Genomic DNA, 24,464 nt, shown 5'->3' with positions numbered 1-24,464 from the left:
GCCCGATATCATGATCTGAAATAAGCTGTATACTCAATGCTTTAAAAAGCCCGGGACGATATGCTAAAAAAGATGATGTAAAGGGGCAGGGAGAAGGCTTGCCCTTTCCCCTGCTTTTGGTTTAAAGATGGGAATCGAACAAGTCTAATCAATAGAATGACCAATTCACGATGACAAATACCCAATCGCTCCTCAATTTTGGTGAACCGGACGTTATTGAAACGGGGAAGCCTCCTTTGGGTATGTCTCCTGTGATGGCACAATATTGGGAGATGAAGCAACAATACCACACCTGTTTGCTGTTCTTTCGAATGGGCGACTTTTATGAATTGTTTTTTGAGGATGCTATAGTCGCCGCTAAGGCTCTTGATATCGCTCTTACCAAACGCGGCAAACAAGAAGGGGAAGAAATTCCCATGTGTGGTGTACCAGCCCATACCTATGAAATTTATTTGGCAAAGCTTATTCAAAAAGGATTTAAGGTTGCGGTTTGTGAACAAATGGAAGACCCAGCAGCCGCCAAAAAGCGAGGAGCTAAAGGCCCGTTGCGTCGAGACGTGGTGCGTGTTGTCACGGCGGGAACCTTAACCGAAGAAGGGCTTTTGGATGCTCGACAAAATAATTTTTTAGTCGCCCTGTCTCCGGTGACCCAAAAAGCAATCGGGGTGGGCGCTATTGATCTTTCTACAGGTGTTTTTTTAATTGAGGAAACAACAATCGAGGGACTCGCTTCCCTTTTGGCGCGTTTAAATCCCGCAGAAATTGTGTTACCGGATCGTCTGTTAGAAGAGCCAGCACTTTATGAAACGTTTGGGGGGTGGAAGAAAAAATTAAGTCCGCTACCTCAAGCTCGATTTGATGAAGACAATAGCCGACGACGTTTAGAAGAGGTTTATCACGTACAAACTTTAGATGCATTTGGAAAATTTACAGCCAGTGAAATTCGCGCCGCAGGTGCTTTGATCGATTATATTTACATTACTCAAAAGTCAGCTTTGACAATGATTGAGCGTCCTCGAAAAATTTCATCTCAAGGTATTCTGATGATTGATCCTGCCACCCGGCGCAGCTTGGAATTAGAAATTACCTTAAATGGGCAACGTCAGGGAACGCTTTTAAGTACCATAGATAGAACCCTAACAGCGGCTGGCAGTCGTTTATTAAGTTTGCGATTGAATGCGCCTCTAACTCAGGTAGCACCCCTGCTTCAGCGTTTGGATATGGTGACATTTTTTGTTGAAGCTTCTCAGACAAGGGGTCAAGTGCGCGAAGCTTTAAAGTCATGCCCTGATATGGAACGCGCCTTATCGCGTATTAACTTGGGGAGAGGAAGTCCCCGAGATTTAGCTGCCCTTCGGGATGGGTTAAGACAAGCAGAAACGATTCAAAATCTTTTAGGCGCACAAAATATGCCAGAACCTATCTCCCGAGAAAATGCACGGTTAGGGGGGCATACTCTTGTTTGGGATCGGTTAAATCGTGCCCTTGCTGATAGTTTGCCTCCTTACGCACGTGAGGGGGGATTTATGGCTACCGGCTATCATGAAGAGCTAGATCATTATCGCGTTTTGCGAGATAACAGTTTTAGTCTGACCCAAAAATTGCAAGCGGAATATATTACCAAAACGGGCGTTAACACTTTAAAAATTCGTCACAATAATGTCATTGGTTATCATGTAGATATAGGCCCTTCCCACGCTCAAAAAATGAGTGAGGAGTTTATCCACCGCCAAACACTTGGGTCTTCCATTCGGTATACGACCCTCGCCTTGTCTGAATTAGAACGCGAAATTGAATCAGCAGCCCATCACGCTTTGACGTTAGAACTGCAACTTTTTGCTGATTTAGTCGCGGAAGTTCAAGGACGGGCTCCCGAAATTTTACAAACCTGTCGAGCGTTAGCAAGCCTGGATGTTGCCGCCTCTCTCGCTCAGCTTGCGGTTGAAGAGAATTATGTGCGTCCCATCGTAGATGACACGATGATGTTTGACATTAAAGGGGGGCGCCACCCGGTTGTAGAAACAGCCCTCAAATCTGCGGGAAATACGCCGTTTGTGGCTAACGATTGTTTGATGGATGATGCACAGAAACTAATCCTAATGACGGGGCCAAATATGGCGGGGAAAAGTACTTTTTTACGCCAAAATGCTGTGATTATTTTGCTCGCTCAAATGGGGTCATATGTACCAGCAACCACTGCCCACATTGGTATTGTGGATCGTATTTTTAGTCGTGTGGGAGCGGCGGATGATTTGGCAGCGGGGCGGTCCACCTTTATGGTTGAAATGGTAGAAACGGCAGCTATCTTGCATCAAGCCACTGCTCGATCTTTTGTTATTTTAGACGAAATTGGGCGGGGGACAGCGACATTTGATGGTTTGTCCATTGCCTGGGCAGTTGTGGAATCTTTGTGTCGCGTTAATAAATCCCGCGCTTTGTTTGCTACTCATTATCATGAACTCACCCAACTAACCAGCAGTTTACCCATGATGGTGTGTGCGACCATGCGCATTAAGGAATGGAATGGGGATGTGATTTTTTTGCATGAAGTCATTCCGGGATGTGCTGATAAATCCTATGGCATTCATGTGGCAGCACTTGCCGGTTTACCGGCTCTGGCAGTTGAACGGGCAAAGCAAGTCTTGGCAATATTGGAAGGTGAGCGCAAAGATGTTCCTATTCATGCAACACAACCATTAGACGTTTCTTCCCCCCCGGTTTTGCCAACAAAAACTTCTCGTGCGGAAGAGGCTTTGCAAGAACTTTCACTCGATGATCTCTCGCCCCGTCAAGCGCTTGATGAGCTTTATCGGTTGAAAGGCCTCGTATCAAACAGCGATTAAAATTTCGTTGGCCTCATTGCGAGGAGCGAAGCGGGGAACAGTGGATTTATAATCAAAAAAGCCTTTGAGGAGTTTGTTCAATTCAGAACTTTACTCAAAGGCTTCTTTTGGGTTTGTAGGGTCTAAATACTATTTTTTATCTTCTTTTTTGTTACCAAAAAGATTATCGGCAACTTGTTCAATTTTATTGCCAATCCTATCTGCAAGATCTGAGGGCTTGTTAACAAAATCTCCCCCTTCTAAACCGAGAGGCTCAACCTTATCAGGTGGTGTTTGTGTTGTTGGTTGAGACGTGGGTGTAGCCTTTTCTTCTTGTCCTGTTGTTTTATCACTGGCCAAAACCGGTGTTGCCCACCACGCGACAACCAACAAACTGAGTAAAAATTTTGAATTGAGAACTTTCATTTGAACCTCCCATTAATTAAGAAATTTTTCACATTTGGTTACAGTCTTATTCTATGAGAACTTTTCTAAAACGATAGGAGAAATATCAGCTTAATTTCATGTGGTCATATGAAATTTTTTCTGTGTTAGGGCGCAGAAGAATTTTGAAGAAGAATAAACAAGATAAGGAATGTTATTGAAAGATCATGATTTTTTTTCGGAAAAGTAAAGTCGGCTTCGTCCATTTGATGCCAGTCGTTGCAAGGAGTAAAGCGACCTGTCAAACGATTTTTCATAAGGAATCGGTTGTGACGATTTGCCATTTATAAGGCTTCACATTTAAATTGATAAATTGTGTATTTTGCTTTACTTAGAATATAAGAATTCTTTCATATAAAAATTAAAATTATGAACAAATTTTATTATAAATTATTATGGCCTATAGTCATGGCCTTCCCCTTTCTATCAAGTTCCATCGGGGGTGTGGATAAAGATGCCGGCCTCGGTGCCACGTCGCCTTCACGTCTTGTTAATGGGCACGAAACTCCAAAAGATGCAGTGCATCTAGCAGCTGGGTGTGCGATAGCTGCAGATTTATTGGAAAATGGGTATTTAGTTCATTTAACGCGAATGAATTTGTTTGGTGAGCAGACAAATTTAAAACTGTATGGTGGTGCTCTTGTTCCTTTAACCACCTTTGAGATGACAAACACGATGCGTAAGAGCATAACATATACACCGAATCCTGATAGTTTTCGGCCTTGTATTTATTTTAGTTTGCACACAGCCTTGTGCGAGAATTCTTTAGATCCCAATGTGGGGGCATATATCCAAGCTGTGTTGATTCCGGCAAAACTATTAAGAGATCGAATAGTGAATCTCTTCCCAAGTGATACGGCAGTTTGGGCTTCTGAAATTGACTTGCGTCAGATTGAAGGTTGTGTAATTTTTCCAAACCATGAGACGATTTTCCCAAAAGATTTGGATCTCGGTGGTATTAAAATTGAGCGCTTTGAAGGCTCACTTTCTTCGGCTGTCAAAACATGGCTACGTAAAAATACGGGAAAATGTATCGACCTTGTAAAAGCCCCTGAGGGCAAAGAAGTACTCTTAGATAAAGCTATCTTAGATGGGCATGATTTTACAGATTCTCGTTACTTTAGTGAATTTTTGCAATCGCACCCTTGTGTTTCTTTTGGCTACGAAAAAACACCAAAACGCCCTGGTTTTGGTCCTTTAATCAGTTATTTGCATACAATCGTGTTAGAGTTTTCTCAAATATTTCGTTATGGAATATACCAAAGTTATCCTGTCGTAACACCTTATTATGTAAACAAATATCGTGTTGAGCCTCTCGTGGTTCTGGCTAATCATGCCCTTTCTCTTTTAGAAGAATTGCTTATTAAACAGGGTAATGAGCTTATGGTGCAAGACTTTAGAAAAAAACAAAAACCTAAAGTATTAAGGGCCATTGCCAACCTCCAAAATTATGCTCAAGCAAATATAGAAAAGCCAAACTACCAACAACGGCCCCACACCCTCGATGTTGCCTTGCGACTAGCGAATTGTCCTTATGGATTTGTTCAAACTGTGTTAAAAGATAAAGCTTTTTCAGAAATTCGTGAAGAAATGGAAGCAATGTATTGGTTTTGGAGATATCTAACCGAACCCTTAGGTGTCCTGCCGGTTGATGATCTTAGCCCCCTAATGCATATAGCAAGATTGGCACAGGAAATTCGTTTAAAAATAACGGAAGGCCGAGGGCACTTCCTCTATATACATCTTTTGAATACCATTGGAGCTTTTGCAATATGTATGGTGGATACACTTGATTATAAGGAAGGATATGCATCTGCCTTATCTGCTTTTGCGCCAGCATTGCCGAGAGCCGGAGCAGTTACCTACAAGACAAAGGACTCCACGACGGATCTAAAGTTTAAGAATAATCTTGAGAGCGTAGGCATAAAAATACCTCAAGAAGTATGGTATAAAGGCATAACGGAAATGCCAAATTTCGTAAGTTCACGCAACAGTGTGGATTCCTTTTAAATATTTTTCTTCATTTGTTACCCTATGTAAAACAATCCACATATTATCGAGCTTCTCTTTTCTTAATCTTGTTTTGTTGGCATGAAAGAGATACAAACAAATTAAAAAGGGACTCTCATGCCTAAACTGAAACAAATTCTCACTTTTCTGAGTATTTTTGCCCTTATTCTCGGGTTGTCGCATTTTTATATGTTTACGCGCCTGAACTATTATCTGCAGTTAACTGGCTCTCAGAGTTTCTTTTTGGGGTCTTTGTTGACAATATATTCTTTACTTACCTTAATTCATATTCCCGTCAGCCGCATTTTGCCCCGTAAAGCGGCAACCCTTTTGGCGTGGGCGATTTATCCTTGGATGGGTTTTGCCTTAATCCTATTTGTGACACTCGTTGCAACAGATGCGGTTTGGTTTTTCTTGAAATTTGTTCCTTTAAGTCATTTGCCGGAACCTCAGTCCCTTCTTCAATTTTGCTTTGGTGTTGTGGCATTGAGTGTTACCGGAATATTGGGAGCAATCGCTTTGTGGAATGGGTTACGTTTCGTAAAAGTTAAGCCTTTAATGATTAAACTCGATCGGCTTTCGAAATCGCTAGATGGAACGAGAATTGTTCAAATTACGGATCTTCATATCGGGGCATTAATTAAGGGCGATTGGTTGCAAAAAGTGGTTAACAAGGTGAATGCTTTGAAGCCGGATTTAATTGTTATTACGGGCGATTTGGTTGATGGTTCCGTTGAAGATTTACGCGCTCACGTAGATCCGCTTGCGAATTTAGAAGCGCCGATGGGTATTTATTTTATTACCGGCAATCATGAATATTATTCTGGCGTCGAACCCTGGTGTGATTATATTGCGGGCCTCGGCATTCGAGTATTACGTAACGAGCGGGTCTCAATTTCAGCTGGCACTGATTCCATTAGTTTTGATCTGGCTGGCGTTGACGATTGGGGAAGCAGTCACTTCCCGGGGGAAGGGCCCAATTTAAAAAAAGCTTTGCGGGGTCGGGACCCCAATAAGGCATTGATTCTTTTAGCCCATCAGCCGGCAGCTATCCATGAAGCAGCTGAGCAGGGTGTTGATCTTCAACTTTCCGGGCACACCCATGGGGGTCAGATTTGGCCGTTTACTTATTTGGTTTATCTGCAGCAACCTTATACAACAGGTCTTCATCGCTATAATAAGCAAACGCAAGTATATATCAGTTCCGGTACAGGGTTTTGGGGCCCACCCATGCGGTTAGGGACTGCAGCAGAAATTACTCATATTACCCTTCGGTCTGCTGCATAAAAGTCTGATTTTCCTTTACCTTAAGATAGAGAATTATCTCTTGTCGGTAAGCCTAAGTGTATATAGGCAAGGTCGGTGAGCATACGCCCGCGAGCGGTTCGTTGAATAAGACCTTGTTGAATGAGATAGGGCTCAATGACTTCCTCAAGGGTTTCCGTTTGCTCGGCTAACGCAGCAGCCAGGGTTTCAACACCCACGGGTCCGCCTTTATAAAAATCAATCATCAACTGCAAATAGCGTTGATCTTGGGCTTCGAGACCAAGACGGTCCACTTGCAAGCGATTGAGGGCGAGGTTGGCAACCTCTGCTGTTACAATAGTTTCTCCTGCAACGGCAGCGAAGTCGCGAATGCGACGCAGAAGGCGTCCGGCAATTCGAGGTGTACCACGGGAACGTCGGGCAATCTCTGTGGCGCCATCATCATTGAGGACAAAGTTGAGCAAATCTGCTCCTCGTTTCACAATACGTCGCAAATCCTCAACATCATAAAACATGAGGCGCAACGGGATACCGAATCGTTCCCGTAAAGGCTGGGTTAATAATCCACTGCGTGTAGTTGCGCCCACGAGAGTAAAAGGGGGTAATTCAATTTGAATGGAGCGAGCAGCCGGTCCTTCACCAATCATGATATCGAGTTTGAAATCCTCCATAGCGGGATATAAAATTTCTTCAATTGCGGGGCTCAACCGGTGAATTTCATCAATAAATAAAACATCGTGCGGCTGCAGATTGGTCAAAAGTGCGGCCAAATCGCCAGCACGGGCAATGATGGGCCCAGAGGTGGTGCGAAATCCAACACCCAGTTCCCGAGCAATAATTTGTGCCAACGTTGTCTTACCCAAACCTGGCGGTCCAAATAGTAACACATGATCCATGGCATCGCCCCGGGTGCGGGCGGCTTCAATGAATACGCTTAAATTGGCACGAACCGGCGCTTGACCCGTAAAGTCTTTTAAGGTGAGAGGGCGAAGGGAAACTTCACCCAAATCTTCTTCGAGAAATTCTGGAGTACTGAGACGTTCTTCAACCGCCTTGTTTATTTCAACCATGATTGGCTCCGCCGGCTAATTTTTGCGATAGAATGTTCAACCCCTGGCGAATGAGGGCTTCTGTTGAGACCCCGGGCCCGAGGGTTTGAGAAGATTTGGCGACAGCCTCGACAGCTTCTGCACGCCGGTAGCCAAGATTAGTGAGGGCAGAAATGGCTTCACTCATTCCCCCAGAAACTGAAGCAATACTATCAATACTTCCAGAGTTTGTGGTGCTTAATTGTAAGGCAAATCCCCCCACTTTACCTTTGAGCTCTGCTACAATGCGTCCCGCTAACTTCGGCCCTACACCATCGGCACGGGTAATAAGGGCTTGATCTTGAGTCAAAATGGCTTGATGAAGCTCATCGCTCGACAAGGCCGAAAGAAGGGCTAAGCCAACCTTAGCACCTACGCCTTGAATGCCCAAAAGCAAACGAAACCAAGTTCGTTCGTCCTCGTGAAAGAAACCAAAGAGCTGAGTTTGCTCATTACGGACCAACGTTTCAATCATGAGAGAGAATTTTTCTCCCATTTGGGGTAGGTGCGATAGTGTGCGTGCGGAGGCAAAAACTTGGTATCCTACACCGCCTACATCTAGGATGAGCCAGTCTGGGCCTGTAGAATCCAGTATGCCGGATAATTTTGCAATCATAAATTAAAGCCTATTTTCGAAGGAGTTGAACATAAGATACCACGGGACTTTGCTGTACCCAATCATTTTTCCTCTCAACATTACTGAAAAGTCGTGCCAGAATAATTAAGCACTAAGATGTCCTAACCCAAAATTGAGTGATGAACAATGCTTGCAGTTCAAGATAAAGTGAATTTAAAGATCAGCACTCCTTTAGGCAAAGATGCCTTGATAATGGACAGATTTGATGGTGTGGAGCAAATTTCTGAGCCTTTTTGTTTTAATCTTGATATGCACTCGCTATCGCCCGATCTTGATTTATCTAAGCTTGTGGGGAAGGAAATCCAAGTTACTTACGAGTATGGAAAGGGCAAAAGATATTTCTGCGGAATTGTAGGCACGGCAGAACAGGGTTGGACCGTAAAAAAGGGGAAAAATAATTATACTTTTTATCAAGCCAAAATATATCCCAAATTTTGGTTGCTGAAATTTACGCGTGACCACCGCATTTTTCAAAATAAAACAGCGATGGAAATTATCAAGGAAGTTTTAAGCGATAATGATGTGACAGAAATAGAAGATAAGACATCCTCTTGTGGCAAAAGAGTGCGTAAATACTGCGTGCAATATGCCGAAAGTTGTTTTGATTTTATTTGTCGACTCATGGAAGAAGAGGGCATATTTTACTATTTTGAGCACACGAGCTCTGCTCACAAAATGGTTATTTGTGATGATTCGAAAGGAGCAGAGGATGTAGACCCGGGGACGATTAAGTTTCTAAAATCATATTCTTCAAAACCGCCCTTTAATATGCTTTATACCGTACGAAATCAAGAAAAAGTCGTGGTCAAGAAGTTTGCAGCAGCAGACTTTAATTTTAAGACTCCCACAACGAAGCTTTACAACAAAGTGTCTGGCAAAGGTATGGGCGGTGAAGTTTATCAATATCCCGGTATGTTTATGAAATCCGATGAGGGGGACTTAATTGCCAATCATCGAATTCAAGACTTAGAATGGGCTAAAATTACTTTAAGTGGGTTTTCTACAGTACCTACTTTCTGTTCCATGTATAGCTTTACGATGGCAGAACATCCACGATCTGATTTAAATAAAAAGTATGTTCTTTATCGTGTGCATCATCGCATTAATCAGAATGCAAAAAGTGAAAGTGAAGAGCTGTATGAAAATGAGTTTGTAGCATTTCCGGCAGATGTACCTTTCCGTCCGCAACTTATAACCCCTAAGCCCCTGATTCATAGTACGCAAACAGCTATTGTCACGACCAAAGCTGGAGAAGAAATTTGGACTGATGAATTTGGGCGCGTTAAAGTCCATTTTCATTGGGATCAACGAGGGACCCAAGATGAGAAAAGTTCCTGTTGGATTCGCGTAGCTCAATTATGGGCGGGAAACAATTGGGGCGGTGTTTTTACGCCGCGCATTGGGATGGAAGTTGTCGTCACGTTTCTGGATGGGGATCCGGATCGGCCTTTAATTACGGGATGTGTTTACAACGGTAAAAATGCAAATCCTTACGCCAAAAGTGAACCGACAAAAAGTACAATTAAGTCCGATACCTCCAAAGGTGGAGGCGGTTTTAATGAATTTAGATATGAGGATAAAAAGGGAAGTGAACAAATTTTTCTTCATGCTCAAAAAGATTGGGATTCAGAAGTTGAACACTCACGAACTCTCCTCATCAAAACCGGAGATGATACCTCAACAATTAAAAAGGGAGAGAGAAAGGTCACGTTAAATGGGGGAGATACGGGTCATGATACCCTGACTTTAGACAAGGGAAATCGGATGGTTGAATTAAAAGGGTCGGGAACAACAAATACCCTTTCCATCACCAATGGCGATGACATTATCAAAATCTCTAAAGGGAACCAAAAAATAACGTTAGGTGGGGGTAACATGACCATTGACGTGACGGGCAATATTACGATTAAAGCATCTGGAAACATCGATATGGAATCCAAAGGGAATACGAATATTAAATCTACAGGGCCCCTCAGTATTGAGTCTAGTGCAACGGCAAGTTTGAAGTCCACGGGCCCTTTGAGTATAGAATCCAGTGCGGTCGCAAGTATAAAATCGACAGGCCCTTTGAGTATAGAATCCAGTGCATTGGCTTCCCTGAAGGCCACGGGTCCTCTTTCTGTCGAATCAACAGCTATGGTTCAAGTGAAAGGAGCCATCATTAGTATAAAAGCGGATGCTGCCATCAAAATGCAGGCGGGTGCGGGTATTATTCTTCAAGGCCCTGTCGTTAACATTAAAGGTGCATTAAAGATTGGGTAAAGCTGAAATGGGGAATACCTATGCCACATTAAAGGGGTTTGAAAATGGTCTTTTTTGTTGTTGATAAGGTTAGTCTAACTTGTTCATATGGCACCTGTTCTAGCAAATTAAAAGTATCTCCTTTGGAAATTCCCATTGAAGCCGTTTCAACAGGGGTAGGTGCTGTCGGTGGGGGCGTAGTATTAGGCGCAAGTCTTACCGTTCCTGACGGTCTTGTCAAAAAATTTGATGCTTCCGGAAAAGTAGTTGCGCAAGCAAATTTTAAAGCAGGTGTTGCTATGGGGGAGAGCGCGACCTTTGATGCAAAGGGACAAGCAACGCAAAGACTGATGTTTGTGGGTGGCAAACTCCATGGGCCTGCCATGATATATGATAATGGTGTCGTAACGGCGCAGATGCATTTTAATAAAGGGGTTATGGCTGGAGAAAGTAAATTCTATGACGCTCAAGGTCGATTGGCAGTCCAGACAAATTTTGCGGCCGGTAAGGAACATGGAATGCGAGTGACTTATAATGTTGAAACGGGCGCTGTTCTTTCTAAGGAAGAATTTGTCAACGGTGCGATGAAGGGAGCCGCGCAACAATCTCAAGCCATAAAAAGTGGGATTGGTGCTCAGGCACAAGCGGGTGCAGGTGTTGGTATTGGACTGACCGCGTCCATAAAAGTGCCAGCGGTTTCTGGTGGGATTGATATGAATTTAGATTCTATAGCCACTGTGGATGGCAACGCTGTAGGTTCCGTTATGGATCATCTTCCCAATATTAACATTCGTCCGTTTTGCTATTGTACGAGTCGTGCCAATCCTGCAGTTGCTGAAGCGACAAAAAAAGCCAATGGTCAGTTAAGGCCTCAACCTTGTACCCCAAAAACAACGACTCCGTGGTTGCCTGGGTCTCATGATGCCACAATGTTGGATAAACCAACTCTTACTCATACCTCAAAATTAATTTGTGTATATGCAGGGGTTATAGAAATAGAGGATCCCGGACAAAATAAGGCTACTGTCCCGTGAGGCGAGCGTCATAAACAAAGGGGACTTTTCTTCCGAAAAATCCCCTTTAACTTTAATTGTTTTTTGCTTTTTTAGCGACGATCGCCGAAGAGTTGTAGCAGTGCTAAAAAGAGGTTTAGGAAATCTAGATATAACCTTAAAGCTCCCATTAACGCTTTCTTGCCCATAACTTCTTGGTTATCTCCGGCATAATAAATCGATTTAATCGTTTGCGTATCATAAGCAGTCAAGCCAGTAAACACGATAACGGAGATAATAGAAATAATAAACTGCATCGCAGAGCTTTGCATGAACATGTTAATGATACTGGCAATAACAATGCCGATCAGTCCCATAAACATAAAAGATCCCATACCCGATAAATCTCTATTTGTTGTGTAACCATAAAGACTTATGGCTCCAAACATTGAGGATGTTATGAAAAAGATGCGCGCAATGCTCGTACCCGTATACATCAAAAATATGGAAGCAAGGGAAACACCCACCATAGCTGAATAAGTCCAGAATAAGGCTTGTGCCGTTGCATATTTCAAGGTGTTAATACGAAAACTCAAAAAGAAAACAAGAGCAAGAGGCGCAAAAACAAATACCCATTTTAAGCCTGTGCCAAACACAAGTTGCATCATTGCAGGGACATTTGCGACTGTATAAGCCGCACCACCTGTTAATAGCAACCCAAAGGCCATAAACATATAAACTTGGCTTAAGTATGAGCGTAAACCTTGATCAATACCCTCCAGGGCTCCAACGCTCCGCTCTGCACGCCAAACAGTTTTATCTTCAATTTTGCTCATAATATTTCCTCCTAAAGTTATAGAATTCAATCTTAGTATAGCTGTGGAGAGCTCAAAAAGCAATCCGGGGAATTGAAAACTTGGAAGACCAAGAGGTAGAACGGTATAAAATGCATCCCCTGATCTTCCAGATTGGTCTATCTCTGCTAGAATTTTTTTCAAAAATAGCTTACATAAGAGTATAAAAATAAAAATTATAGAGTTGTATATATAATGATCATTGCGCCGACACCCCACGGGATACAGGAGGCTTGTCGTCTCTTGCGAGAAGGACAGGTGATTGGTATGCCAACGGAAACGGTTTATGGCTTAGCCGCAGATGCAACTCAAGATAACGCTGTGGCGCGGATTTTTGAGGTCAAAAATCGCCCAACTTTTAATCCGTTGATTATTCATGTGAGTTCTACACAGGAAGCAGAAACTCTTGTCGACATGAGTCTTGAAGCCCAATCTTTAATGGAGATGTTTTGGCCAGGACCTTTAACCCTTGTGCTCAATCGTAAGAAAAATTGCCCTATTTCCTTACTTGCGAGTGGGGGATTGGACACATTAGCCATTCGATGCCCGTCGCACCCCGTTGCTGGTCGATTGATTCAAGAATATGGGAAACCGCTGGCTGCACCGAGTGCAAATCGCTCCACAACAATTAGTCCAACTTCTGCTGATGATGTTGCTATGTCATTGGGAGATTTTGTCCCCCTAATACTTGATGGTGGTCCTTGTGAAATTGGATTGGAGTCGACTATCTTAGATTTATCTGAAGACAGGCCAATATTGCTGCGTCCCGGCAGTGTTTTGCGAGAATCTTTAGAGTCGATTGTCGGGTCAATTTATTATGCGAAAAAAAATACGCCTGGGTCTCTTATTAAGGCTCCAGGGATGATGCATCGTCATTATGCTCCTCATCGTCCTTTACGCCTAAATGCTTTGGATTGCCGTCCGGGAGAAGCGCTTTTGGGATTTGGCCCTACAACAACAGTGCCTGTGACTTTAAATTTAAGTGAAACTGGTGATTTCAGAGAAGCCGCTGCAAACTTATTTAGGATGTTACGCCAACTCGATAAGGATTTATATACGGGTATTGCTGTGATGCCAATTCCCTCTACGGGATTAGGGGTGGCCATTAATGATCGATTGCAAAGAGCGGCAGTTCTGGAAGACTTTTTGAATCACCCGAGGGAAGATTTATGACGACAAATATTAGCATCCGTGGCGCTCGTGAGCATAATCTGAAAGACATTAATGTCGATATCCCGCGCGATCGTTTGGTTGTGATTACGGGGCTGAGCGGCTCCGGCAAGTCTTCCTTAGCATTCGATACGCTGTATGCGGAAGGTCAACGGCGATATGTTGAAAGTTTATCTGCATATGCTCGTCAATTTTTACAACTTATGCAAAAACCGGATGTTGATTCCATTGACGGATTGAGTCCTGCCATTTCTATCGAACAAAAAACAACTTCTAAAAATCCCCGCTCGACAGTAGGCACTGTGACGGAACTGTATGATTATTTGCGGCTTCTTTTTGCTCGTATTGGTATTCCCCATTCACCGGCAACGGGTTTGCCAATTGAGGCTCAAACGGTAAGCCAAATGGTGGATCGTATTTTAGGAATGCCTGCAGGAACTCGCCTTCTCCTTTTGTCTCCGATTGTGCGGGGACGGAAAGGGGAATATAAACGAGAAATTTTGGATTTACGTAAAAAGGGGTTTCAGCGCGTTAAAGTTGATGGTGTTGTTTATGAAATTGATCAAGTCCCTGCGCTCAATAAAAAAGTTAACCATGACATTGAAGTTGTTGTGGATAGAATTGTGGTGCAACCAGAAATTGCCCAACGTTTGGCGGACTCTTTAGAAACAGCTTTAAATTTAAGTGATGGCCTTGCGCTTGCAGAACAAGTTGATGGGGGCGAACAAACGACTTTTTCAGCAAAATTTGCCTGCCCCGTTTCCGGTTTTACCCTCAATGAAATTGAGCCTCGTCTCTTTTCATTTAACAGCCCTCATGGTGCATGCCCTACCTGTGATGGACTTGGTATGGAGATTGACTTTGTGGCGTCATTAGTGGTTCCCAATACGAATTTGAGTTTACGGGAAGGTGCTATTAAACCTTGGGCCGTTGCTCAAGGAACAGGTCGCAAACGATTCCAAACGAATGAATATTATTCACAAGTTCTAGAATCACTCGCTCGCCATTTTAAATTTTCTATGGATACGCCCTTTGGAGACCTTCCAACGACTATACAAGAATTAATTCTCAATGGGTCAAAAGGACAATCCGTTTCCTTAGCATTTGATGATGGTATGCGCAAATATACAACCCATAAAGCCTTTGAAGGTGTATTACCCAATCTCCAACGACGCTGGCGAGATACAGAGAGCGATTGGATTCGTCAAGACTTAACACGTTATCAAATGATGAGTCCCTGTTCAGCTTGTCAGGGGCAGAGATTAAAACCGGAGGCTTTGTGTGTTAAAATTGCCGGTCGCTCGATCAGCGAAATATGTGCTCTTTCTATTGGAGAGGCATCGACATGGTTTTCTACAGTTGATCTTAGCAAAAAGCATCAGGAAATTTCTCACCGCATTCTGAAAGAAATTCATAATCGATTGACCTTTTTGGTAAATGTCGGTCTTGATTATTTGACTCTATCCCGTTCTTCGGGGACGTTATCGGGAGGGGAAAGTCAACGCATTCGACTTGCTTCGCAAATTGGGTCAGGATTGACAGGTGTTTTGTACGTATTGGATGAACCATCTATCGGGCTTCATCAGCGTGATAATGACCGCCTCCTGTCAACCTTAAAGCATTTGCGTGATATTGGGAATACGGTTGTTGTGGTTGAACACGATGAAGATGCTATTCGTACGGCGGATCAGGTCATTGATATGGGCCCTGGAGCTGGCCGCCATGGGGGTGAAATTGTTGCGCAAGGGACACTTGCGGAAATTTTGAACAATAAAAAAAGTCTTACCGGTCAGTATTTATCTGGAAAACGCAAAATTGATATCCCTAAGAATCGCCGTAAGGGATCTGGGCATGCTCTCAAAGTGGTGGGCGCACGTTCCAACAATTTGAAAAATGTGACTGTTGATTTCCCCTTAGGAACGTTAACTTGCGTCACAGGAGTGTCAGGAGGCGGTAAATCTTCACTCGTTATTGAGACGCTTTATAAAGCGTTGGCGCGAGAATTTTCTGATACAAAGGATCCGGCAGGTCCCCATGATGATTTGAAAGGTTTAGAGCATATCGATAAGGTTATCGATATCGATCAATCCCCTATTGGACGGACCCCACGGTCTAACCCCGCAACTTATATTGGTTGTTTTACCCCCATTCGAGAATGGTTTGCGGGTCTGCCAGAAAGTAAGGCTCGCGGATACGCTCCGGGTCGTTTTTCCTTTAACGTCAAAGGAGGGCGTTGTGAGGCATGTCAGGGTGATGGTGTTATAAAAATTGAAATGCATTTTTTGCCGGATGTTTATGTGCAATGCGATCAGTGCCATGGTAAGCGGTATAACCGAGAAACGTTAGATGTCAAATTTAAAGGAAAATCTATTTCCGATATTTTGGATATGACCGTTGATGAGGCGGTGGATTTTTTTGATGCTCACTCTTTGGTACGCGAAAAACTGAAAACGCTCCAACAGGTTGGTCTTGGTTATATCCATGTGGGCCAGCAGGCAACGACTCTTTCGGGAGGGGAGGCTCAACGTGTAAAGCTAGCTAAAGAGCTGTCGCGACGAGCGACAGGAAGAACGGTTTATATCTTAGATGAGCCCACAACAGGACTTCATTTTGAAGATGTGCGAAAATTACTTGAAGTTCTCCACGCTCTTGTGGATCAAGGAAACACGGTTATTGTGATTGAACATAATCTGGAAGTCATTAAAACCGGAGATTGGATTATCGATCTGGGACCTGAAGGTGGGTTTAAGGGCGGGCAAATCATAGCCACAGGAACGCCAGAACAAGTTGCTAGTGTTAAAAAAAGTTATACGGGACAATATTTGAAATCTTATTTATAAAATTATTGATATTGCAATTATTGGTTTTATTTGCGTAATTTTATTTAGTTGTTATTAAATTAATTTGTGGATCTTTATTGTAGATAAAAACTCGTTTCTTAAAATTTGAAATTTATAGTAAGCAAAAATTTTCTGTGCTGATTTTGACTGACAGAAGGATAACAAGTGTCAGACACATACATTATTGGGGGTCCAACGGCGAGTGGTAAGTCAGATTATGCTCTTCATCTTGCAAAGCAAGTTGATGGAGAGATTGTTAACGGAGATAGTATGCAATTGTATAGTCATTTGCATAGTCTGACCGCTCGACCAACCGACTTACAAGGCATTCCTCATCATCTTTATGGTGTATTAAAAGGCAATCAAATTAGCTCTCTCGGCTGGTGGTATGAAGAAGCTTCACGAGTTATTGAAGACATCTTGTCCCGAGGGAAAACGCCTATTGTGGTGGGTGGTACCGGTCTTTATTTGCGGGCTCTCACTCAAGGGATATCTCCTATGCCGCACATCCCCCAAGCCATACGGCAAGAAGTGCGCCACCTATCTGAAAGATTAAGCGAAGAAGATTTCTTTATGATAGTGATAAAAGAAGACCCAAAAATTGAAGGAATTTTGCACCAAAATGATACACAACGTTTGACGCGTGCCTTAGAAGTTATGCGAGCCACTCATAAATCAATTCAACAATGCCAAGGTCAAACTCAAAAAATACTCAATTTAAATTGTGAATACTTTGTTCTTCTTCCCTCACGAGAAATTCTTTATCAGCGTATTAATAATCGCTTTGTAGAAATGATTGAAAAGGGGGCGTTAAGAGAGGTTGAATATTTGCTTCAGCAAAATATCGATCCTCAATCTCCTATTTTAAAGGCGGTGGGTGTGCCGGAGTTGGCGGCTTATTTACAGGGAGAAATAACTTTAGAAGTCGCAATTTTACAAGGGCAACAAGCAACTCGAAGGTATGCAAAACGTCAAATCACGTGGTTTACCAATCAGGTGCCAGAGGCACGTTTAATGCAGTGGCCAACGAGGGAATAATTTTTAATATCACCTATGGATCTACTTGAAATTTTGGTCAATATTAGATAATAGTAAATTATAATATTCATACAAATAAATTTCGGGGAAAATAAGAATTATGGATCAATCAGCTATTCAATCTGTTGCTGCCGTAGCTTCAGCCACAACCAATCTTTCTGAAGGACTTTCCCTGTGGGCGATGTTTTGGGATGCCGCTCCCATTATTAAATTGGTTATTATTGTTTTAATAGGCGCTTCTTTTTGGTGTTGGACTATTATTTTTCAAAAAGTTATTCGATTGCGTCGTCTTCATACAACGGCAGAACAATTTGAAGAAGCATTTTGGTCAGGGGGGGCTCTGGATGATCTTTATGATCGGATTAACAATCGTCCCCAAGATCCATTAAGTGCCATTTTTTGTGCAGCTATGCGAGAATGGCGTCGTTCAATTTCAAAGGGTTTGGCGAGCTCAACGGACTCTAGAGGTACATTGCAACAACGTATTGAACGTGTAATGCAGTTGACTTCAGGTCGGGAAATGGATCGTCTCGAGCGGCATATGGGATTTTTAGCCTCTACCGGAGCAACGGCTCCTTTTATTGGATTATTTGGAACCGTTTTGGGTATTATGAATAGCTTTCAGGCTTTAGCAACGCAACAAAATGCGAATCTAACGGTGGTGGCAGTGGCACCTGGTATTGCGGAAGCCCTTTTTGCAACAGCTGTTGGGTTGGTTGCGGCGATTCCTGCTGTTATTGCTTACAATAAACTCTCGAGCGATTTAAATCGCTATGCGAATCGTTTAGACGCTTTTTCTAATGAATTTAGTGCCATTATATCTCGCCAATTTGAGGAGCAAGTATAAGCTATGGCTGTTTCAATGAACCGCGCTTCGGCAAGACAGGGCGCTCGACGTCGATCTACAGGTCAGGCATTTACCGAAATTAATGTCACGCCCTTTGTGGATGTCATGCTTGTTTTGCTTGTGATTTTTATGGTTACCGCTCCCATGCTGACGGTGGGAGTTCCTGTTGATCTGCCGAAAACAAAAGCGGCAAAGATGAATGATCAAGTGGAACCCCTTGTTGTTTCTGTGGATGCCAGTGGGAAAGCCTACCTTTCTGAAACAGAGCTTGAAGGAGATGCCTTAATTGAAAGATTAATTGCTGTTTCGGGTAGCAATCCGGATGCGAAAATCTATGTCCGTGGGGATCAAAAAATTAATTATGGTCGTGTCATGGAAGTGATGGGAATTATTGCTGCAGCTGGTTTTAACAAAGTTTCTCTTATTGCCGAAATGCCTTCCGGCCCAGATAAAGGGAAAAACTTAATGGTTAAAAAGTCCTCTCAGGCTGTTGCAGGTTCTGTTTCACAAAACGTTCCTCGGGGCATTCCCCCTCAGGGTGTTATCCCAGGTGTTCTTCCACCCGGTCAGGTAGGTGTTCCCGCGGCCCCTTTAAGGACGGCTCCTCAGGCAGCACCAGCAGGTGTGCCTGTCGCGCCAGCCCCCCGAATGCCTACAGTACAAACATTTAAACCCGCAGTAAATTCAGCAAATGGCCCCAAAGTTATACGGAGCCAGTAACGCCCATGAAGCGTCCGCTAATATATTCTGCAATCCTGCACTTTACAGTTCTCATTTTATTGGTGATTGGATTTTATAATCCTTTCGAAAAGAAGAGATCATTAGAAACTCCTATGATGATTGAGTTTGTCCAAGTTGCAGAACAAAGTGCCGCTCCTGTTTTGGCTCCGGAAGTAATAAAAGAAGCGCAGCAACCAGCTCCCCCTAAGCCAACGCCTGCACCCACGCCACCACAACCGACGCCGGAACCTGTGCAACCAGAACCAGCTCCTCAGCCAAAGCCGGAACCTGAACATGCAAAGCCTGAGCCAGTAAAACCCGAGGAACCTAAGCCTGTTGAGGCAGAGCCGATTCCTGATCCAAAAGCGAAAGAAAAGCCAAAAGACAAACCAAAGGAAAAGCCTCAGGAAGAAAAGCAAAAGCAAAAGGCGGAAATTACTTTAGATAAAAAGAAAAAGCCAAAAACGAAACCAGATGAAAAAAAAGACGATAAGAAAAAGGATAAAAAAAGCAAGTCCGCAACCCCTACCAAAACATTAGATGACATTCTGAATGAAGTCGAAAGTGAAGCCGAAAGTAAGGATGAAGGTGCGCCATCTGCTGGAAAAGGAGCTCCTGCTGAAACAATTGGCCCGGTACTGACAGGTTCGGAAATTGATGCTTTGAGACGTCATTTTTCCAGATGTTGGCTCGTTCCTTCTGGCTTGCGAGATGCTAAAAATATTGTCGTTCCCATTAAGATAAAAATTGGAAGAGACGGTACTGTGAAAAATGCTGAGATTCAAGATAAGGGCCGAATGAATTCGGATATCACCTATCGTACGGCCGCTGAAAGTGCTCAGCGCGCCGTCATGGATCCAAATTGTAGTCCTCTGCCAATACCTCAAGACAAATTTGAGAAGTTTAAAGAGATGATATTTAAATTTGACCCCAAAGAGATGTTTTAATAAGGACGAGAGGAACCCTATCTATGCTGCGCTTTGTTTTATCTTTAGTGATTAGTCTACTCGCCTGGTCTTTTCCAATTCAGGCAACTTTGGAAATTGATGTGACTCAAGGGCAAATTGCACCTACACCCATTGCCATTCCTGATTTTATAGATTCGAGTGGAAATGAAGCCATAGGTAAAGATATTGCCTCCGTTGTGGGAGATGATTTAGAACATTCAGGTCTTTTTCGATTGATTAGCAAGGCAGCCTTTCTTCAAGATACAAATTCTGCTTTTAGAGCCCCCCGCTTTGCTGACTGGCGGATGGTTAACGCGCAATGTCTTCTTGTCGGTCATGTGTCGAGCACTGGAGGTAAAGTAACCGTAGAGATTCGGCTATTTGATGTTTACAACGGCACACAAATGCTTGGAATTTCCTTGTCAGCAAATGGAGGGCAATGGCGTAAAGTGGCTCATATGATTGCGGATGCGGTCTATAATCGAATTACAGGGGAAGGTGGCTATTTCGACACTAAAATAGCTTATATTGATGAAAGTGGGCCTCGCGGAACAGGTAGAAAACGGACGCGCCGTCTTGCCATTATGGATTATGACGGTCATCAAAATGTGTACTTAACCGACGGCGTGCATATGGTTTTGACGCCCCAATTCGCACCCAATGCCAAAGAAATTGCTTATCTGGCTTATGTGAACAAAACAGCCCATGTTTATGTTTTGAATGTCCATACTCTTAAAAAGCGATTAATTGGCCACTTCAAAGGGATGACATTCGCTCCGCGATACTCTCCTGACGGAAGAAGCTTGCTCATGAGTTTGGCTCGGGATGGAACAACGGCTATTTACAAAATGGATATGGGATCCGGTACTGTTAGTCGCCTAACGAACCATAGTTGTATCGACACCTCTCCTTGTTACTCACCCGATGGAACCCAAATTGTTTTTACGTCTGATAGATCAGACCCAAATTCATGTCGAGAAAACATCTATGTTATGGATGCGAATGGAGGTAATGTTCGTCGTCTTAGTTATGGGGAGGGAAAATACTCTCAACCTGTTTGGTCTCCTCGTGGTGACCTTATCGCCTTTACAAAGCAATCTGGAGGTCAATTTTATGTTGGCGTTATGAATGTTGACGGCAGTAATGAGCGCCTTATTGCTGATGGCCACTTGGTGGAAGCTCCAACTTGGGCTCCTAATGGTCGTGTTATTCTCTTTACAAAAGAGAGTGGGGGAAAACGGGGAAACAGTCGCCTTTATGCTGTCGATTTGACGGGTCGGAATGTCCGGTTGGTGAAAACACATCGAGATGCTTCTGATGGGGCTTGGTCTCGGGTGTTATCGGAATAAGGGGCTGGGGGGAATACCGGATATGTGGCATTTTCTCTACACTTGGGAAAAATCAGCACCACATTTTCGATTTCCCATTCCCTTTCTTTCAATTATTTGTTAACTTTTATATGGTTTAATGTTTAATGTGATTAACAATTATAGGGATGATTAAAGATGCGTAGTAAAGTACTTAGTGTTTTGGTAACAGCTGTTGCGCTCGCTGCCTGCGAATGTGCACCAGACCAAAGTGTAAACGTCGGACAATCTGGTGCGCCTGGCACACCAGAAGATTTCAAAGCAAACATTAAAGATCGGGTTTTCTTTGCTTACAATAAGTCAAACATTACTGACCTTTCCAAGAAAACATTGGATCAACAAGCTGGTTGGTTGAAGACTTACTCAGCGACAAAAGCAGTTGTTGCAGGACACTGTGACGCACGTGGAACACGTCAATACAACCAAGCTCTTGGTGAACGTCGTGCACACGCTGCTAAGAAAACATTGGTTCACTTGGGCGTAGACCATAACCGTTTGAGAACTCTTTCTTACGGTAAGGACAATCCATTGGTTGCCGGTGATACAGAAGAAGTTTACGCACAAAACCGTGCAGCTGTTACAACTATTGAGTAGTTATAGCTGACGTTCGTTAATGCGAACTTTTAAAAAAACCCCGCTAGAAAATCCCATAATAGGGTTGTCTGGCGGGGTTTTTTATAGGATTAAAAATCTGAAAGTTGATACAAGAGGTTTCAGTCTTACCTATAAACTGACCCCGGAGCATTCATAGATAGACACGAAAATGAGTCTGATTCATTGCGACTGGGGCGCCCTCTAGATACTGAAATTATATGCATAAGGTATGATAAACGATCAGAAATTTGCGGTTAAAAGCAGAAACAGGAGAATGAGATGAAAACCAACAAAATCCGTACCGCTGTATTTCCCGTTGCTGGCTTGGGTACGCGATTTTTGCCGGCTACAAAGGCTTCTCCTAAGGAAATGTTGGTCGTAGTTGATAAACCCCTCATTCAATATGCTGTTGAAGAAGCGCGGGATTCAGGTATCGAAAAGTTTATTTTTATTACTTCTCACGGGAAAGCAGCCATTGAAGACCATTTTGATGTCAATTACCCCTTAGAGCAAATGCTTGAACATCGGGGGAAAACAACAGAATTAGCAATATTGCGTTCTTCACAATTAGACCCTGGACAAGCCGTTTTTGTTCGACAACAAGCCCCGTTAGGATTGGGACATGCAGTTTGGTGTGCTCGACATTTGGTTGATAATCAACCCTTTGCGTTGATATTGGCCGATGATTTGATCTTGGCGACAAAACCTTGCTTATCGCAAATGTTGGATGCTTACCAAGAGTTTGGAGGAAATGTCATAGCCGTTATGGATGTCAATCCAGAACATGTTAATCGGTATGGTATTTTGGATATTCGAACGGACGATGGCACTCATGTTCAAGCAAAAGGTATTGTTGAAAAGCCTTCTATTGATAAAGCTCCCTCCCATACGGCCGTCGTTGGTCGTTATATCCTTCAGCCCGAAATTTTTAATATTTTAGCCCAACAAGATAAAGGGAAAGAGGGCGAAATCCAGCTCACAGATTCGTTTGCAAAACTTATCGAACAGATGCCATTTCATGGATTAAGATTTGATGGGAAAAGATTTGATTGTGGATTAAAAGAAGGATGGCTTGAAGCAAACCTAGCATTTGCGTATACTCGTCCTGATTTGAAGGATCATCTGCTAGCATCCATTGAAAAACACTGCGGAATTTCCGCTCGCCTTGATAAGGGTGTTGCTAACAAATAAAGGATAATGAAATGCAAATTGCTATGATAGGGTCAGGCTATGTCGGCTTGGTAACAGGCGCCTGCTTTGCTGAATTTGGGCATCATGTCATATGTGTTGATAAGGACAAGGCCAAAATTGAGAATTTGCAGAAAGGGGTTATCCCAATTTATGAGCCTGGTTTAGAGTCGTTGGTGCAACAAACTCAACGAGGGGGGCGTCTATCTTTTACAACGGACTTAAAAGAAGCTGTTGTGGGCGCTGATGCCGTTTTCATTGCTGTTGGAACGCCAAGTCGTCGTGGGGATGGTCATGCTGACTTATCCTACGTTTATACGGCAGCAGAAGAAATTGCCGAAGTTTTAGAAGGCTATACAGTCGTGGTCACTAAGTCGACAGTACCGGTTGGAACTTGTAGAAAAGTACATGAGATTATTAGCCAAAAAATTGACAAAATAAATTCTACAGCTGAATTTGACGTTGCCTCTAACCCTGAATTCTTAAGGGAAGGATCTGCCATCAATGACTTTATGCGTCCGGATCGTGTTGTCATAGGAACAGAATCAGATGCGGGGGGACATGATCGTGCCCGTGCTGTATTACAGCAACTCTACCGCCCGCTCTATTTAATAGAAACGCCCCTTGTCTTTACAGGCATTGAAACTGCTGAGTTAATCAAATATGCAGCCAATGGGTTTTTGGCAACGAAGATTGCTTTTATTAATGAAATGGCCGACATTTGCGAACAAGTCGGGGCCAATATACAAGACCTAGCCAAGGCAATTGGTTTGGATGGTCGTATTGGTCGTAAATTCCTTCATGTGGGACCTGGATATGGTGGCTCATGCTTTCCCAAAGATACTTTGGCTTTGGCACGGACAGCGCGGGATGTTGGAGCGCCGGTTACGATCGTGGAATCTGTGATAAAATCTAATGAGGATCGTAAAAATGGAATCGCTAAAAAGGTCATTCAAGCCCTCAATATCGACGCTGAAAGCCGCAAAACAGTTGCTGTTTTAGGCCTAACATTTAAGCCAAATACAGATGATATGCGAGATGCGCCTAGCTTGACAATTATTCCGGCGTTGCAAGAAGCGGGTCTTTTGATACAAGCTTATGATCCTGTTGGTTTGGATGAAGCTACAAAATTTTTCAAGGATGTTACCTGGGCAAGGAATGCTTATGAAGCCATGAGAAATGCTGATGCTGTATTGATTTTAACAGAATGGAATGAATTTCGAGCCCTTGATTTTAAAAAAATGGCCGGGTTATTGACGTATCCTCTTCTTATTGATATGCGAAATATTTATCGTCCAGAAGAAATGATTTCGGCAGGATTTGATTATATTTCTCTCGGGCGTCCCACAATATATGGTGCTCAAATTGCCTCTCAACAAGCCACATCTGTTGCTTAAAT

At 43.2% G+C, this 24,464-nt stretch carries 19 protein-coding genes; 15 read left to right on the top strand and 4 right to left on the bottom strand.

The genetic code is table 11. The features are described from left to right. The first annotated feature begins 170 nt into the window (after positions 1 to 170). Positions 171 to 2,843 (top strand): DNA mismatch repair protein MutS, encoded by a 2,673-nt coding sequence (gene mutS, locus FJX03_07375; protein MBM3633502.1) that lies wholly within the window; start codon positions 171 to 173, stop codon positions 2,841 to 2,843. Between the two features lie 129 nt (positions 2,844 to 2,972). Here the strand turns inward: mutS and FJX03_07370 are convergent, their stop codons facing one another. Then, positions 2,973 to 3,248 (bottom strand): hypothetical protein, encoded by a 276-nt coding sequence (locus tag FJX03_07370; protein ID MBM3633501.1) that lies wholly within the window; start codon positions 3,246 to 3,248, stop codon positions 2,973 to 2,975. Positions 3,249 to 3,674: 426 nt separating this feature from the next. Here FJX03_07370 and FJX03_07365 point away from each other — a divergent pair, with 426 nt between their 5' ends. Both FJX03_07365 and FJX03_07360 read left to right on the top strand, forming a co-directional pair. Continuing rightward, complete coding sequence (locus tag FJX03_07365; GenBank protein MBM3633500.1) at positions 3,675 to 5,276, top strand: hypothetical protein; 1,602 nt, start codon at positions 3,675 to 3,677, stop codon at positions 5,274 to 5,276. A 117-nt stretch (positions 5,277 to 5,393) separates the two neighbouring features. Continuing rightward, a complete protein-coding gene (locus FJX03_07360) occupies positions 5,394 to 6,563 on the top strand; it encodes a metallophosphoesterase (protein ID MBM3633499.1) in 1,170 nt (389 codons plus the stop codon). Between the two features lie 20 nt (positions 6,564 to 6,583). On the opposite strand, the gene ruvB is transcribed toward FJX03_07360, so the two are convergent. Both ruvB and ruvA read right to left on the bottom strand, forming a co-directional pair. Then, positions 6,584 to 7,612, bottom strand: a complete 1,029-nt coding sequence (gene ruvB / locus FJX03_07355) for a Holliday junction branch migration DNA helicase RuvB (GenBank protein ID MBM3633498.1) — start codon at positions 7,610 to 7,612, stop codon at positions 6,584 to 6,586. After that, the gene (gene ruvA, locus FJX03_07350; protein ID MBM3633497.1) at positions 7,605 to 8,246 is read right to left on the bottom strand and encodes a Holliday junction branch migration protein RuvA; all 642 of its coding nucleotides are present in this window, start codon (positions 8,244 to 8,246) and stop codon (positions 7,605 to 7,607) included. Before ruvA ends, ruvB begins: the two co-directional genes overlap by 8 nt. A 147-nt stretch (positions 8,247 to 8,393) precedes the next feature. Between ruvA and tssI the strand changes: the two genes are divergently transcribed. Next, on the top strand, positions 8,394 to 10,529 hold the full coding sequence (tssI, locus tag FJX03_07345; GenBank protein ID MBM3633496.1) for a type VI secretion system tip protein VgrG: 2,136 nt from the start codon (positions 8,394 to 8,396) through the stop codon (positions 10,527 to 10,529). Between the two features lie 44 nt (positions 10,530 to 10,573). Further along, entirely contained in the window at positions 10,574 to 11,542 is a 969-nt protein-coding gene (locus FJX03_07340) for a DUF4280 domain-containing protein (protein ID MBM3633495.1), read from the top strand. 71 nt (positions 11,543 to 11,613) lie between these two features. Here FJX03_07340 and FJX03_07335 read toward each other — a convergent pair whose 3' ends face one another. Beyond that, a complete protein-coding gene (locus FJX03_07335; GenBank protein ID MBM3633494.1) occupies positions 11,614 to 12,336 on the bottom strand; it encodes a Bax inhibitor-1/YccA family protein in 723 nt (240 codons plus the stop codon). 213 nt (positions 12,337 to 12,549) lie between these two features. On the opposite strand from FJX03_07335, the gene FJX03_07330 reads away from it, so the two are divergent. The 10 genes from FJX03_07330 to FJX03_07285 all read left to right on the top strand — a co-directional run bounded on the left by FJX03_07330 (position 12,550) and on the right by FJX03_07285 (position 24,462). Next, the gene (locus FJX03_07330) at positions 12,550 to 13,527 is read left to right on the top strand and encodes a threonylcarbamoyl-AMP synthase (protein ID MBM3633493.1); all 978 of its coding nucleotides are present in this window, start codon (positions 12,550 to 12,552) and stop codon (positions 13,525 to 13,527) included. Then, complete coding sequence (gene uvrA / locus FJX03_07325; GenBank protein ID MBM3633492.1) at positions 13,524 to 16,364, top strand: excinuclease ABC subunit UvrA; 2,841 nt, start codon at positions 13,524 to 13,526, stop codon at positions 16,362 to 16,364. The genes FJX03_07330 and uvrA overlap by 4 nt, the downstream gene beginning before the upstream one ends. 165 nt (positions 16,365 to 16,529) lie before the next feature. Continuing rightward, positions 16,530 to 17,402: a tRNA (adenosine(37)-N6)-dimethylallyltransferase MiaA gene (gene miaA / locus FJX03_07320; protein MBM3633491.1), complete on the top strand. Its 873-nt coding sequence runs from the start codon at positions 16,530 to 16,532 to the stop codon at positions 17,400 to 17,402. Positions 17,403 to 17,502: 100 nt separating this feature from the next. After that, positions 17,503 to 18,249, top strand: coding sequence for a protein TolQ (gene tolQ, locus FJX03_07315; protein ID MBM3633490.1), 747 nt, complete (start codon positions 17,503 to 17,505; stop codon positions 18,247 to 18,249). A 3-nt stretch (positions 18,250 to 18,252) separates the two neighbouring features. Further along, positions 18,253 to 18,969 (top strand): protein TolR, encoded by a 717-nt coding sequence (gene tolR, locus FJX03_07310; GenBank protein MBM3633489.1) that lies wholly within the window; start codon positions 18,253 to 18,255, stop codon positions 18,967 to 18,969. Between the two features lie 5 nt (positions 18,970 to 18,974). After that, on the top strand, positions 18,975 to 19,916 hold the full coding sequence (locus FJX03_07305; protein MBM3633488.1) for a hypothetical protein: 942 nt from the start codon (positions 18,975 to 18,977) through the stop codon (positions 19,914 to 19,916). 23 nt (positions 19,917 to 19,939) lie between these two features. Further along, complete coding sequence (gene tolB, locus FJX03_07300) at positions 19,940 to 21,265, top strand: Tol-Pal system protein TolB (protein ID MBM3633487.1); 1,326 nt, start codon at positions 19,940 to 19,942, stop codon at positions 21,263 to 21,265. A gap of 156 nt (positions 21,266 to 21,421) precedes the next feature. After that, complete coding sequence (locus FJX03_07295) at positions 21,422 to 21,877, top strand: peptidoglycan-associated lipoprotein (protein MBM3633486.1); 456 nt, start codon at positions 21,422 to 21,424, stop codon at positions 21,875 to 21,877. A 279-nt stretch (positions 21,878 to 22,156) separates the two neighbouring features. Next, positions 22,157 to 23,068 carry a UTP--glucose-1-phosphate uridylyltransferase GalU gene (galU, locus tag FJX03_07290; GenBank protein MBM3633485.1) on the top strand — a complete coding sequence of 304 codons (912 nt, stop codon included), beginning with the start codon at positions 22,157 to 22,159 and terminating at the stop codon, positions 23,066 to 23,068. A gap of 11 nt (positions 23,069 to 23,079) precedes the next feature. Further along, on the top strand, positions 23,080 to 24,462 hold the full coding sequence (locus tag FJX03_07285; protein MBM3633484.1) for a UDP-glucose/GDP-mannose dehydrogenase family protein: 1,383 nt from the start codon (positions 23,080 to 23,082) through the stop codon (positions 24,460 to 24,462). Positions 24,463 to 24,464 lie beyond the last annotated feature (2 nt).

The organism is Alphaproteobacteria bacterium (genome assembly GCA_016870095.1).
Lineage (GTDB): Bacteria > Pseudomonadota > Alphaproteobacteria > Paracaedibacterales > VGCI01 > VGCI01.
The sequence above is the reverse complement of the archived record's forward strand: the minus strand, read 5'-3'. Positions and strand labels throughout refer to the sequence as shown.